The following is a 13395-nucleotide window of genomic DNA, read 5'->3' as shown; positions in this document are numbered from 1 at the left end:
CTTCCGGTTTTTATTATTGTTTTACTGTAATAAGTTTTTCAGCAATGACTTTACGTAGTTCCTTTTTGCTGACTTTTCCGACTCCTGTTTGCGGGAATGATTCAATAAATTCAATTCGATCTGGAATTTTATAAGCCGCTATACCACGTTCTCTTAAAAACATTTTTAATTCACTTACTGCTGGAACTTGTCCGCGAGCTATAACAAAAGCACAGGTGCGTTCACCTAAATAATCGTCAGGCATAGATACAATTGCTACGTCATGGACCGCATCGTGTGCTAATAGATGATTTTCAACTTCTTCCGCAGCAACTTTCTCACCACCACGGTTAATTTGATCTTTATCTCTTCCTTCTACAATGATGTATCCTTGTTCATTTACTTTTACAAGATCACCTGTGCGATAAAATCCATCCTTTGTAAATGATCGCGCATTATGCTCTTCAGCTTTATAGTAACCACGAATTGTATATGGACCTCGTGTTAATAAACTACCTACTTCGCCCGGTTGTACATCGTTGTCATTTTCATCAACAACTCGTACTTCATCGAGTGCAGACATTGGTCTACCTTGTGTATGAATAATAATTTCTTCCGGATCGTCTAATCTTGTATAGTTCACTAATCCTTCCGCCATACCGAATACTTGCTGTAACGTACATCCAAATGTAGGGCGTATACGTCTTGCAACCTCAGCGCTAAACTTAGCACCACCTACTTGAATAACCTCTAAGCTCGATAAATCGGCATTACGAGAAGATGCAGCATCAAGCCAAATCATTGCTAATGGCGGAACGAGCGCTGTAATTGTAACTTTTTCTTTTTCAATAAGAGCAAAGGCCTCATCTGGACTACCACCAGTTGCCAATACCACTTTTCCACCCGCATAGAAAGTTCCAAATGTCCCTGGAGAACTCATTGGGTAATTGTGTGCTACTGGAAGAACTGCCATATAGACGCTTTCTGCATTCAAATTACAAATTTCAGCGCTAACACGTAAACTATAAATATAGTCATCATGTGTTCTAGGAATTAATTTAGAAAGACCTGTTGTGCCTCCTGATAATTGGAGAAACGCAACATCACTTGGCTGAACTTCTGGTAATGAGACGGGATCCATATACAGATCATTTATGTTCACAAACTCTTCTTCTTCTCCCACTACAATTACATGTTGTAAAGTTGGCACTTTCTCTTTCACTTCTCTTGCTAGTTTTCGATAATCAAAACCGAGAGCCTTATCTGAAATAACGTAAGCGCTCGCCTCGCCAAAATCACAAAAATAACTAATTTCACTGCTTCGATGTGACGGCAGTGCAAAGACAGGAAGCGCTCCAATTCGAAATAGTGCAAAACATATTTCGAAAAACTCGATAATGTTAGGTAACTGGATTACAACTCTGTCCTCTTTCTTTATTCCTAAATTTAGTAAACCTGCTGCTAAACGATCTACCTTTTTATTAAGTTCACTATATGTTATATGCTTCTTACCACTTACAACCGCGATTTGATCTCCATATTTCTCAGCCCGCTCTCTTAACACTCCTCCAAATGTTTCACCAAGCCAACATCCTTCTTCTCGGTAACGATCGGCAAATTCTTTTGGCCATTCTGTATAACCTACTAGCATTCTTTCTTCCCCCTATTTTTCATTAAGTGAACTATCTCTTAGCCCTAAAGCTTTTAGCATTGTTTGGAACTTAGCTGATGTTTCTGCTAACTCATCTTCTGGTTTTGACTCAGCAACAACTCCAGCTCCTGCATATAAACGCAGTGTATTTTCTTGTACTTCAGCACAACGAATTGTAACAATCCATTCTCCATCTCCATTTAAATCGCTCCATCCTAGCATTCCTGTAAAGAACTCGCGGTCAAATGGCTCAATATGCTGTATAGCCTCTCTTGCTTTTTCCATCGGAGTTCCGCAAACTGCTGGCGTAGGATGAAGGGCAATTGCTAATTGTAAAGAAGAAGTATTTGGATCCTTCAGTTCACCTTTCACTTCTGTAGACAAATGCCACATCGCTTCACTATGAATAACTGATGGCTTTTCTGGAACATGTAATGTATGACAATACGGACGAAGTGCAGCGGCAACCGCTTCAACTACTACCGCATGTTCATGTAAATCTTTTGGAGAAGAAAGTAATTCCTCTGCTCTTCTTTTATCTTCTACTGGGTCCTCACTACGTGGCCTTGAACCAGCTAACGGATTAGAAATAACTTGCATACCATTACGTGAAACAAGTAATTCAGGACTTGCTCCAATTAGCGTCTTACTGTTCTCTTTTTCATCTTTCGGTAAATTCACAGCAAATGTATAACCATGCTTATTATGTTCTGCTAATTCTCGCAGAAGTTTTTGCTTATCAATCTTTTCGGAAGATTTAACATCTAACGATCTGGATAGAACGATTTTCTTTAAATCACCGTCCTGTATTTTTTTAATTCCTTGCTTCACACCATTCATATAAACTTCAGGGTCTGGCATTGGCGTCATTTCAAATGTTACGTTCTCATTTGTTTCAAGCTGATTTGTTGTATCCAATTGTAAACGCTCAGAAATCCTACTATATTCTGGTACGATAAGTTGGACTTCTTTTCTACGATCAAATGGCAAAGCACCCACAACGATAGGATTTGGATTTCCAGCTTGTTTCGCATTACTTAATGTCGCTTGCACAAGCTCTGGGAAATTTTCAATTTCACGATGCTTTACTGTAGTAAACTCTCCTTCTGCTAATATCGTTCGAGTTGGTGAAGCGAAAAAGAATGAAGATTCAGTCTTATAATTTTCTAAAAGTTTTTCTGACAATTCCTTTACAGCTATATGTTCATTCATAATATAATAACCTCCTGAATTTTTATTAAACTCCTAACGTAGCACCGCCATCGACACATAAATTGTGCATTGTAATATGACTTGCTCTATCTGAGGCTAAAAATAACACGGCTTCAGCAACTTCTGAAGGTTGTGCAATTTTTTGTAATGGAATTCCGAGTCTATATGTATTTTGAGAACCAGCAATTATATTTTTAGCTCCATTCTCATCAGCCCATAGTAATCTTTGCATCTCAGTTTCAGTAGAACCTGGAGAAACTAAGTTGCAGCGTATATTGTATGCCGCAAGCTCTAGTCCTAAACATTTCATAAACATCGTCGTTGCAGCCTTTGACGCAGCATACGCAGCCATCTCCATTCTCGGCGTATTTGCCGCATTTGAACCGACTGTAACAATTGCCCCTGATTTTCTTAACATCATATTTTTACTTACCGCTCGGGACATATTGAAAACCCCTGTAGTATTTACAGAGAATGTTTTATTCCAATCTTCATCACTTAACGAATGAATTGGTCCCATACGTAAAACCCCTGCAACATTTATTAAAATATCTATTGGCGCTATTTCATTTGCAATATGATTTACCATGTCTTCAACAGCAGCGCTATTACTCACATCTAAACGAAACGTTTTCATACGTGTTTTATTTAATTCATTTTGATTTAAGAGTACATTTAACCCCTCTTCATTTTGATCAACCGCAATAACTGTGGCTCCTCTTTCTAAAAACATTTTGGCAACAACACTGCCTATGCCTTGTGCTGCACCTGTTACTAAAACTGTTTGCCCATCAAATTCCCCTAAGTTCATTTTCTCTATCCTTTCACATAAACATTAATTTCATTAAGTGACACAAATGATATTGATTTTCATTATCAGTTGTGTCGTAAAAAATAATACACTTACTAAACTAATTGGTCAAGTGCGCATTACTTTAAAATCCATTTTATTGATAATGTTTTTCATTTACTATCTTACACCGAAATGATAATGTTTCTCAATAAACTTGTCAATCTTTTTTTATTTTTCAGATAAAGTATTTTAATGCTTCTTAATAAAATCATATGTAAACGCATTAAAAGTACTTATATTATAAATAAAATTCAAAGTCCTCTTTTTAAAATTGAAGAAGCTAAACTAGAGATACGTTCATTTAAAATGCTTTATGAAAAACTCAAGTATATATTTTTTCAATATTTTTCTGAAAATATATCTTACAAATACTAATGAATGTCTTTTTTGTCATTTAAGATTTAATATATATTTCGAATACGATGTATCGATTTATTATATTTCAATATAATCCAAATCGGCATTTCACTCACTTTTACATCTATGAAAATCACAAAAGTAATTTAACCTTGTTAAAATAACTCATAAAAAAGCATCCTAATTAATAGAATAGGATGCTTTTTCGTAATCATATTGTTATAGAAGATTTATATACTTATGCTACGCTGCGATACTCTTCTTCTTTTTCTTTTTTCTGTTTAGGTGCTTGAATTAAAATTGCGATAATGAATGACACGACACATAATACACCGATCACCATGAACGTTGGTTTGAATCCACCTAGAAGTGCACCGATAAAGGAACCTGCAAGCGCCCCAAATCCAAATCCTTGATACACAATTCCGTAGTTCTTACTATGGTTTTTCATACCGAAGAAATCACCAACAATAGCTGGGAAAATAGTGATATTTCCACCAAAGCAAAACGCTACACTTGCTACACATACGAAGTAAATACCATAATTTAAATCTACAAAACTTAGAACTAAGACTGAACTCGCCATAACAACAAAAGTACCAGTAACGATTTTTAAACGCCCAATTTTATCCGATAATGGTCCTAAAATGATACGACCTAATGTATTGAAGATTGCAACCATAGCCACCGCATTAGCTGCTGTTGCTGCGCTAAGTCCTACAAGTTGAACACCAATGTCTTTTACCATACCAATTAAGTATAAGCCACTCATACATGATGTAAATAACATGATAAATAATAAGTATACTTGTTTTGTGCCTAACATTTCTTTCGTTGTGTATTCCTTAGTTTTTGTTTCATGAACTGCTCCTTGATCTGCAGCTTGATGGATTAAACAAGCACCAATTACAATCATAGCTGTAACAATTAAACCCCAGTATATAAATGCTTGCGATACACCAACTGATTCAATCAACTGTGCGTTAACGTATTTAAAGATTAAGCTACCTGAACCATATGCAGAGACAGAAATACCAGCAATTAAACCTTTACGCTCTGGAAACCACTTTATTAAATTTGATAGTGAAGTGATATATGCTGTACCATCTGCATAACCTACAACAACTCCCGCTAGTACATAAAGTAATATTAATGAGGATGCTTGTGAGCTAAGTATTAATCCTAGTCCTAATGCTAATCCAGCTATCATAATAAGTTTACGAAGTCCCCATTTTTCTTGCAATTTACTCGCAAATAAAGTTGAAAATGCTAAAGAAAGACTAGTAATTGAGAAAGTTATCGCAACAGCGTTAAGACTCCAACCGTATTTACTAACTAAAGGCTGATTGAATAAACTCCATGTATATATCGTCCCAAGCCCCATTTGTACTATAACTGTGCCAAGGACAACAAGCCATGGATTAACAGTTGATTTTTTCATACCTTTCCGCCTCCTCTTTCTATTTCAATGCTATTCGCTAAATTTACTTTTTTTATGTTCATTTTGGTCACCTCTTTTGATTTGACACCTTCATTGTATAAGATGTTTTCGTTTGTGTAAGCACTTACAAGGCGGAGCGTCAAAAACGTAGAATCAGTTACAAAAAACGAAGGATGAAATACAAAAACTACTTATTAAATACGTAACAGTTATTTAATAAGTAGTTTTTGTATAAGATCGATTTACATTTATTTTTGAACTCTTTTTTAAAAAGTGAAACAATAAAACCGTCTCTTTACTATTTATTAAAGAGACGGTTTTATTGGGTCAATTCATAAGCCTGACTTTCTTTATACGTTTATAATTGTTTCTTCAAATGTAACAATTGGCTCTACAAATTCCATCATAATGAAAGCATTTTTAATACGTCTTGTTAAAACTTCTTTTAATTCTGCACACATTTGTTCTGTAAGTGATTTTACAAATACAAAGTTGTGATAATAAATCACACTCTTCTCTTTACTTAATGGGTTTAAAAACATCCCCTCTTTTGTAACGAGAGCATTAGAATGTCCCGATAAAGTTGAAAGAAACGTCTCTAAAATTTTTATTTCTCTTTTTGAAAACGATTCTTCACAAACTACTTTAATATTCATTTCTGTTATCATTTATATATTCCCCCAACCATTTTTTCACAAGGGGATACTATAATACTATTAAATTTTCACAAGACTCCCCTTGTCGTTCATAAAATTCACCAGAAAACTAAGTTGACTAACTTGTTTTTTCCCTTTAGACATATAAATCTTTCCTTTCGTATATATTACTTCTACATTTGTAATTGATTACCTTTTTATATTAAAGTTTTCCTATGTTTTTAATTGGAATTTTACCAATTAGAGATCTTATTAATAAACGTATATTTTTCTTATACTCCTGAAAAAAACTTTACTTATCTACTTTACGTTTTGTGCTACATAGTGTCTGTCTTTTGAATAATTTGTTTCTCTGCAGTATTTAGTTTCGCTAATGCTGAAAACAATTTACTTTGCTTATAATACAGTGAAACTTTAATCAGCCCTCGCCTAACTTCTTTGCTTCCACTGAATTTTGAGGCGGGGGTCTTACTGCCCAGCAAATAGCGGGATAAACTTAAATAAAATATAACTTTTAACACAGGAGTACTTTATACTCTTCAATTAGAGAACAAATTTTTTTCCAATAAATAAAACTAAATATTCACTAATATATCTATCCGTGGTTTAATATATATAATAAAAAAATATTTCTGTCTTTAATGAGGAGGTACTATGAAAGCAAACGTAGGGGATACTATACTTTTTCAACGAAATAATTTAAAGATTACAGGATCTGTATTAAAACTTTATACTGAATCGGTCTTAGTTGAAATTACAAATGTAAGCGGTGGTACTTTTGAATTTGATCGAACAATTGTAAATCATAAAAACTATAAAGTTTTAAATACAAATACATAAAACAACACAAAATAGCCCCTGCTCAACAGCAGGGGCTATTTTATATAAAAATATTTCACTAGTTTATATACCCTAAAACATTAACAATCTTACTCGCTTTTAAATTGTTAATATGATAATAAATTTCTAAACCTCTTCTCTCTGCTCGTAACACTTTACCCTTCATTTTTGATAGATGTTGTGAAACAGTAGATTGCGGAATATTCAGTAACTCTGTTAATTGTGTTACATTACAAGTTTTTCTCGTACTTAATTCATTTACAATTTGCAGTCGGATTGGATGCGCCATAATTTTTAAAATATCTACATCTTCTTCTGAAACTAAAGTTTTTCTCATTTCACTCGTATATGTTGTCATAAGACATTCCCCTTTTATATGAATTCCATATTCATAAGATCTATTTCCAAATTTTTTAAAACCCTTGATTAAAACTTTCATATAGAAATAAAAGGATTTTAAATTTTTGAAAACAGAACTTACATTTACTTTATTTATTTATTTGGTACATATACATAATACAATGTTAATATGTGCTCTATGTGAAGTTCACATAAATTTGTGATGAAGATTTACTTAGCCACTCGCATCCTACTCATCTAATTACCCACTGCATAAAATCATCAGTTATTTTAACACATTTTAGGCGTTTGTATATACTATTTATAAAACAACTTTTATAAAGGGAGGATTCATATGCCTACAGCGTTACAAGAAGAAGTCGAAGAAGCACGGGAAACATATGTCAGTCGTATCATCTTAGTGGGAGGATCGACTTTATTTTTAGTAGGCGGGGTTATCTCAGCAATTTCAGCTTTTAAAGCTTATAATCGTTTGGAGAATACGCCGCCTTCTACAGATAATTCATAGATATTTTATAAAATAAAACGTCGCCTCCAATATGAAGAGACGACGTTTTATTATTCATACATATGACACTAAAAGTATCGGTAGATTCCCTACTCCATTTTTTAAGCTTACTTCACCACAAACCGCGTCTGACTACACCCATCCTTCTGCTTCGTTACTTCTAATACAGCTGGCATTGCGTTTTTCAGCTCTTGAACGTGTGAAATGACACCGATAAATCGTCCTGATTTTTGTAAGTCAATTAAGGCGTCTACCGCTTTCGTTAATGATTCTTCATCTAATGAACCGAATCCTTCATCAATAAACATCGTTTCGATGGAAATACCACCTTCATATGCTTGAATGACATCTGCCATTCCTAGAGCTAAGCAAAGTGATGCGTTAAATTTCTCTCCGCCGGATAGTGTTTTTACATCGCGCGTTTGGCCAGTGTATGCATCGTACACAGAAACCGCTATACAAAAGGCTTTGTGGAGGGCGTTTGATAAGGATTTTTACACAAAGTGTGACCGCTAGTGTGACCGCTAGCACAGTAAAATTTATATAATAAATTGTTACAGGACAAGAGTTTATATCTTCCTTTAACTAGCGTAGGGATTCCTGCGCTTTTTATTTTGATCAACGAAGTTAGCCTACTCTCTCTATCTCTTACACTTCCAATATAAGATTTGAGAATTTTACGTAATAGATTACGATTAACCGTATCATAACATAATTAATCGACCTAATATGTACCGTTCGTTTTAACGAGAGTATTATCAGTAAAATTTAGACTTATAACGTATTTCTACCATCCTATTGTGTCAATATCTATCCTATTTTCCGATTATACTTACGCATACGCTCTCGTGCTTGTCTCTTACGCACCCCGTCACGACATCCGTCACAGTATTTAGCTCGATTGCCTTTAGCGATAAAATAATCGTTACACACCTCGCATACCTTACCGCTCCGACCTTCGTTAAAGTACAATGCGTATAATTCTTTATCAGCCGGTAATACGTACGTTTCAAAGTATCCACAGCGTTTGCTTTCGAATTTTACTTCTTTATCGCGATAATACATCGATTGTAGGAACGGGCATTTCGCCTGGTAAACACAATTACCTTCTTTCGGAGTGTAACAAGCGCACGTTTCCCTTACTAATCGTTTGACTTTAGTTTCTGCTCTCATAATATCGCTTCCTTTCATTTGTACCCAAATAAAAAACGACGTGCCCTTCCGTAATGGAAAGACACGCCTTAATAATTACTTAAAGTATTCTTCTAAATTTATTCCATTAAAAACTAGCAAGCTACCGCCCTCCTTTAAAATACTTCTCTACGTCTTTTAACCGCTTCTTGCTCGCCAGTAATATCATCAACAAATCTTGAAAACTCCTGCTTACCTATTTGTATATTAATATTCGCCGGTTCCTTATTTCTAGACTGTTGGTTTTCGTATTGACTCGGTTTATACATGTTTGGTGTAGGTTTAGCTGATTGATATGCACCTAACCCGCTTACTCCTCTCGGTATGGAAGCACCTGTATCCACCGCTAACATTTCCGGTTTCATCCAGTCCGCCATCTGTTGCGTCGTACGTTGCACCGAACTTTTCATTCCGTCAACACCGTTAATCCAACCCTGCATCATGTTTACGCCGATCATGTCGCGCATCCAACGTGAAGGAGAGTGAATCGAGAACAGTCCGGTAAGCTTGTCCTTAATACCGTTACCTATCTCGGTTACCTTGTCCCAAATACGAGATGCCATCGAAGTTATACCATTTAACATACCTTCCATGATGTTCTTACCGATATCCAATAGGTTAATCCCTTTTAAGAACGAGATGATCTTATTCCATATATTTGATATCGTATTAGACATCGCATCTAAGATACTAGACGTTGCGGAACTAGCTGCATTCCAACCCGCAGAAATGATATTCCCTACTGCTGAAATTACTGATGAAATCACATTACGTATTCCCTCGAATATAGATTTGACTACATTCCATACCGCATTTAATACACTATAGAAAATCGATTGGACTAAATTCAACCCGTTACGTACGATTACACCTATTAAGGAAATCGCTCCATCGATAATGCTTTTAATCAACGACATTACATTTGACGTAATTCCCTTAACCGCATCCCATGCGCCACTCCAATCACCTTTCAATATAGACGTAAATAGTTTGATAATGTTCGTGATGATGCCGATAACAGATTTAATAACACCCATTACCGCTGGGAATACCGCCTGCACAATTTGTAAAATGAATTGAATCGCTGGAATTAATACACCTTTAATAATCTCGGCTGCACCTTGTAACAATGCTGAAATTATAGGAATTACAGCCTGAATAATTGCTTGAATTACCGGAAAGACCTCTTGCACCGCTTGTAAAATAAGCGGAACTACAGTCGTAGCAACTATCGTTATAATTTCCCCGAACAACTTAATAACTTCTATGATTATAGGAATAGCCGTCTCAATAATCGATTGAATGATAGGAAATACCTCTTGAACAACCGTAAGTATGACCGGTATCATCTCTTGCGCTACAATTACAAGAATCTCACCGAAAGTCTTTATAAGCATTACCCATATACCAACCGATGCTTGGATAACGTTTAATATTGTCGGGAACACTTCTTGTGCTACTTGTGAAAGCATCGGCATTACTTCAGCCGCCAATTCTGCAAACATCTGAGATAACTCCTGGACTACTTGCGTAATTGCAGGCATAATTTCAATCGTTGTATCAGCGAATAGCTTCATTAAATCCGTAACCATAGGCATGATTAATTGAATGTTTTCTCCGAATAGCTTAAATAAATCCATTGCTACCGGCATTACTTGTTTTACAACGTCTCCAAAAAGACTCATAATAGTCGAACCTAACTCGCCAAACGCTGCGCCTAACTCTGCAAATGCTGGCTGTAGCGATGCGAAACTTTCCATGATGACTTGACCGGTTTTTTGAAACTCCGGTGCTAAAGGCGCGAATGCATCGATAAAACCTTGCGCTAGTGAAGTAATTATCGGCATGATGACGGAAGCGACCGTGCTAAACACACTTTGAATCGATTCCCACGCTGACATTAACGCTGCTTTTGCCTGATCATTCGTATTCACAAGTTTAAAAATCGTAGCGCCTAATGAAGCAACAATAGCGATAACCCAACCGATAGGGCCAGATACACCTAAAAACGATAATCCCAAACGTACGATTAGCGGTGTTAATGTAGCGATTGTGTTACCGATTGATGAGAACGATGCTTTTATAAAATCTACAACTGGTGAAATCGCTGCTCCCATACCTGAAAACTTAGCGATTAATCCTTCAATAGCTGAACCGAAAGCTCCACTTATACTCTGACCGATACCGCTTAGCTTAGCGGTTACGGAACTAAAAAAAGCACCTATCGCAACGCCCATCGCTGTAAATTTAGCGGGGATAGTTGCAAGATACGCACCAAATGAGTCAAACACCGCTTTCATAGATTCCACGGCTGATATAGTTGTAGTTTTAATCGATTCCCAAGCGCTATTTACTGCGTTACGGAACGTTTCATTATGTTTGTAAAGTTGAACTAGTGCTGCTCCTAGTAGAGAAAGAGCTGCGATTACAATACCAACTGGCCCTAAAAGCGCACTGATTATAGTACCTAGGATAGTTATTCCTTCAACTAGTACGCTGATAAGTGAACCTAACTTACCTATCACTAGAAATAACTTTCCGAATACAAGTAAGGTGGCTCCTATAGCATTTATCATTATCCCAAATGCCGTAGCAACTACTAAAAATGTAGCTACAGATACCGCTGAGATAGCTACTACACTTTGCATAGTCCCTGATAAATTAGCGAACCAGTTAACCAAACTAGTAATTGAATTAGCAACAGCTTCTATAGCGGGGCCAAGCGCATCTACAAATAGTTTAGAGTTAGCGTCTATAGCAGACTCCATCATCTTAAGCGCGCCGGCCCAACCTTCGAGCATCGAGTCGGCTGCCTTTTTCGAAGCACCATCCGATTTAATAAGAGATTGCGTTAATTTATCGATTTTCTCCGGACCTGCTGAAACAAGCGCCATCATACCAGAAACAGCTTCCGTACCGAAAATTGTAGCCAGTGCTGCACCTTTTTGAGCGCTTGTCATTCCGTCCATACCTTTTTGTAATTCACCGATAATTTGAGAGAGTGACTTCATATTACCGCTACTATCAGTCGTAGTAACACCTAATTCTTTCAACATATTTGCCGCTACTTTCGGCGGTTTGACTAAACGGAGCATTGCCGATCTTAACGCTGTACCGGCCGTCTCACCTTTGATACCAGCATTAGACATGATACCGACGGATGCTGCAAGTTCTTCCATTCCAATACCCAACTGTGCTGCCGGACCTGCCGCGTACTTAAAGGCATATTGCATATCGTACACGCCTGCGGCGGTTGCATTTGCTGCTTGAGCGAGGACGTCCGCTACGTGCCCACTATCCTTCGCTTCCATACTAAATGCGTTTAATGCGGAAGTTATCGTATCGGCTACCATACCAAGGTCCTCGCCCGACGCTGCTGCCGCTGATAAAACACCAGGTAATGCATCAGTTGCTTGCACTGCTTCGAATCCTTTCGCCCCTAGTTCCGCATACGCAGCGGCTACTTCTCTTGTCGAATAAACAGACGTTTTTGCCATGTCTAAAATATCGGATTTTACTTTGGTGTAAGAACCCCCCGTTAGTACTGCTGCTCTCCTCGTTTGGCTTTCGAACTCTCTCGCATCATTTATCATTCTGCCTAGAAAAAATCCGGAAGCGGCGGCGGCTGGTGCAAAAGCATTTTGTGCTACCTGTCCTGCTTGTTGTACTCGGTGTCCCACTTCTTGAACTCGACTACTTACCTTCTGAAAAGTATTTTGCCATGGACTCATATTCGGTGGTGGAGGCGGAGTCATATTTCGCATTTGACTGTTCAATTGTTGTACGTGTTGACCCGCGCTTTGAACTGCGGAATTCCAACCACTCATATTAGGCGTTGGTATATTTATTGGTTGATTCACCGCCTGATGGAAGTTACGTATTGCTTGTGTTGCTTGTTGCATACCCCGTTGTAGATTAGATATATCTGCTAAAAGTTGTACCTCAACGCGATTAACCCCCATACCTATCTACTCCCAAGTTTTTTATATGATTGGAAATTAGATTGCAGCCCCTGGGATTTTACAAACCTTCGTAATGCTTCTAATTCAGCAAGTTCTTCGCTTAGTGCTAGGTTTAGTTTTCCGAATTTTTCTGCTTCGCGGCCAAACAGTTGTAGTAACATGCCTATATAATATTTAGTTTCAGGTGCTTCCGCTGTTTTAGTTAATTTATCCACTAATTTCTGGATTTCTTTTAAACTTTGTTCTGTTGTAATCATATAATCTCTCCTCATTTTTTGTTTGTTCATTTGAATTTATAATAGAAAAAGACCGATCGCTATAGTAAACGATGGTCTCCCTATCTCCAGATGATTGATTTCCTACGTATACGTTACACGCCTCTCTA

At 36.9% G+C, this 13395-nt stretch carries 11 protein-coding genes and 1 pseudogene; 2 read left to right on the top strand and 10 right to left on the bottom strand.

What is annotated here, in order from left to right:
- Positions 1–13: 13 nt before the first annotated feature.
- The 5 genes from NST90_RS11470 to NST90_RS11450 form a co-directional block, all read right to left on the bottom strand.
- Entirely contained in the window at positions 14–1630 is a 1617-nt protein-coding gene (locus NST90_RS11470) for a (2,3-dihydroxybenzoyl)adenylate synthase (protein WP_283748180.1), read from the bottom strand.
- A 12-nt stretch (positions 1631–1642) separates the two neighbouring features.
- On the bottom strand, positions 1643–2842 hold the full coding sequence (dhbC, locus tag NST90_RS11465; RefSeq protein WP_046392673.1) for an isochorismate synthase DhbC: 1200 nt from the start codon (positions 2840–2842) through the stop codon (positions 1643–1645).
- A gap of 25 nt (positions 2843–2867) precedes the next feature.
- The gene (dhbA, locus tag NST90_RS11460) at positions 2868–3653 is read right to left on the bottom strand and encodes a 2,3-dihydro-2,3-dihydroxybenzoate dehydrogenase (protein ID WP_001048437.1); all 786 of its coding nucleotides are present in this window, start codon (positions 3651–3653) and stop codon (positions 2868–2870) included.
- 637 nt (positions 3654–4290) lie between these two features.
- Positions 4291–5493, bottom strand: coding sequence for an OFA family MFS transporter (locus NST90_RS11455; RefSeq protein ID WP_006918566.1), 1203 nt, complete (start codon positions 5491–5493; stop codon positions 4291–4293).
- A 350-nt stretch (positions 5494–5843) separates the two neighbouring features.
- Positions 5844–6161 (bottom strand): hypothetical protein, encoded by a 318-nt coding sequence (locus tag NST90_RS11450; RefSeq protein WP_000627304.1) that lies wholly within the window; start codon positions 6159–6161, stop codon positions 5844–5846.
- Between the two features lie 642 nt (positions 6162–6803).
- Here NST90_RS11450 and NST90_RS11445 point away from each other — a divergent pair.
- Positions 6804–6989, top strand: a complete 186-nt coding sequence (locus NST90_RS11445) for a YkvS family protein (RefSeq protein WP_000646793.1) — start codon at positions 6804–6806, stop codon at positions 6987–6989.
- A gap of 58 nt (positions 6990–7047) precedes the next feature.
- Here the strand turns inward: NST90_RS11445 and NST90_RS11440 are convergent, their stop codons facing one another.
- Positions 7048–7347, bottom strand: coding sequence for a metalloregulator ArsR/SmtB family transcription factor (locus NST90_RS11440; RefSeq protein WP_000214801.1), 300 nt, complete (start codon positions 7345–7347; stop codon positions 7048–7050).
- Between the two features lie 336 nt (positions 7348–7683).
- On the opposite strand from NST90_RS11440, the gene NST90_RS11435 reads away from it, so the two are divergent.
- Positions 7684–7857 carry a hypothetical protein gene (locus NST90_RS11435; protein ID WP_001141668.1) on the top strand — a complete coding sequence of 58 codons (174 nt, stop codon included), beginning with the start codon at positions 7684–7686 and terminating at the stop codon, positions 7855–7857.
- A gap of 107 nt (positions 7858–7964) precedes the next feature.
- Here NST90_RS11435 and NST90_RS11430 read toward each other — a convergent pair.
- The 4 genes and pseudogenes from NST90_RS11430 to NST90_RS11415 form a co-directional block, all read right to left on the bottom strand.
- A pseudogene (locus NST90_RS11430) lies at positions 7965–8303 on the bottom strand (SbcC/MukB-like Walker B domain-containing protein); the annotation flags it as partial.
- A 364-nt stretch (positions 8304–8667) separates the two neighbouring features.
- Complete coding sequence (locus NST90_RS11425; RefSeq protein WP_205753375.1) at positions 8668–9030, bottom strand: cysteine-rich VLP protein; 363 nt, start codon at positions 9028–9030, stop codon at positions 8668–8670.
- Positions 9031–9164: 134 nt separating this feature from the next.
- On the bottom strand, positions 9165–12950 hold the full coding sequence (locus tag NST90_RS11420; protein WP_098220947.1) for a phage tail tape measure protein: 3786 nt from the start codon (positions 12948–12950) through the stop codon (positions 9165–9167).
- Between the two features lie 62 nt (positions 12951–13012).
- Positions 13013–13267, bottom strand: coding sequence for a hypothetical protein (locus NST90_RS11415; RefSeq protein ID WP_098220943.1), 255 nt, complete (start codon positions 13265–13267; stop codon positions 13013–13015).
- Positions 13268–13395 lie beyond the last annotated feature (128 nt).

Origin of the sequence: Bacillus sp. FSL E2-8900 (assembly GCF_037966225.1) — a bacterium.
Classification (GTDB): Bacteria; Bacillota; Bacilli; order Bacillales; family Bacillaceae_G; genus Bacillus_A; species Bacillus_A cereus.
The sequence above is the reverse complement of the archived record's forward strand: the minus strand, read 5'-3'. Positions and strand labels throughout refer to the sequence as shown.

Excerpts from the sequence above, each read along its gene's own strand:
- NST90_RS11470 (WP_283748180.1), bottom strand. The coding sequence starts at position 1,630 with ATGCTAGTAGGTTATACAGAATGGCCAAAAGAATTTGCCGATCGTTAC.
- dhbC (WP_046392673.1), bottom strand. The coding sequence starts at position 2,842 with ATGAATGAACATATAGCTGTAAAGGAATTGTCAGAAAAACTTTTAGAA.
- dhbA (WP_001048437.1), bottom strand. The coding sequence starts at position 3,653 with ATGAACTTAGGGGAATTTGATGGGCAAACAGTTTTAGTAACAGGTGCA.
- NST90_RS11455 (WP_006918566.1), bottom strand. The coding sequence starts at position 5,493 with ATGAAAAAATCAACTGTTAATCCATGGCTTGTTGTCCTTGGCACAGTT.
- NST90_RS11450 (WP_000627304.1), bottom strand. The coding sequence starts at position 6,161 with ATGATAACAGAAATGAATATTAAAGTAGTTTGTGAAGAATCGTTTTCA.
- NST90_RS11445 (WP_000646793.1), top strand. The coding sequence starts at position 6,804 with ATGAAAGCAAACGTAGGGGATACTATACTTTTTCAACGAAATAATTTA.
- NST90_RS11440 (WP_000214801.1), bottom strand. The coding sequence starts at position 7,347 with ATGACAACATATACGAGTGAAATGAGAAAAACTTTAGTTTCAGAAGAA.
- NST90_RS11435 (WP_001141668.1), top strand. The coding sequence starts at position 7,684 with ATGCCTACAGCGTTACAAGAAGAAGTCGAAGAAGCACGGGAAACATAT.
- NST90_RS11425 (WP_205753375.1), bottom strand. The coding sequence starts at position 9,030 with ATGAGAGCAGAAACTAAAGTCAAACGATTAGTAAGGGAAACGTGCGCT.
- NST90_RS11420 (WP_098220947.1), bottom strand. The coding sequence starts at position 12,950 with ATGCAACAAGCAACACAAGCAATACGTAACTTCCATCAGGCGGTGAAT.
- NST90_RS11415 (WP_098220943.1), bottom strand. The coding sequence starts at position 13,267 with ATGATTACAACAGAACAAAGTTTAAAAGAAATCCAGAAATTAGTGGAT.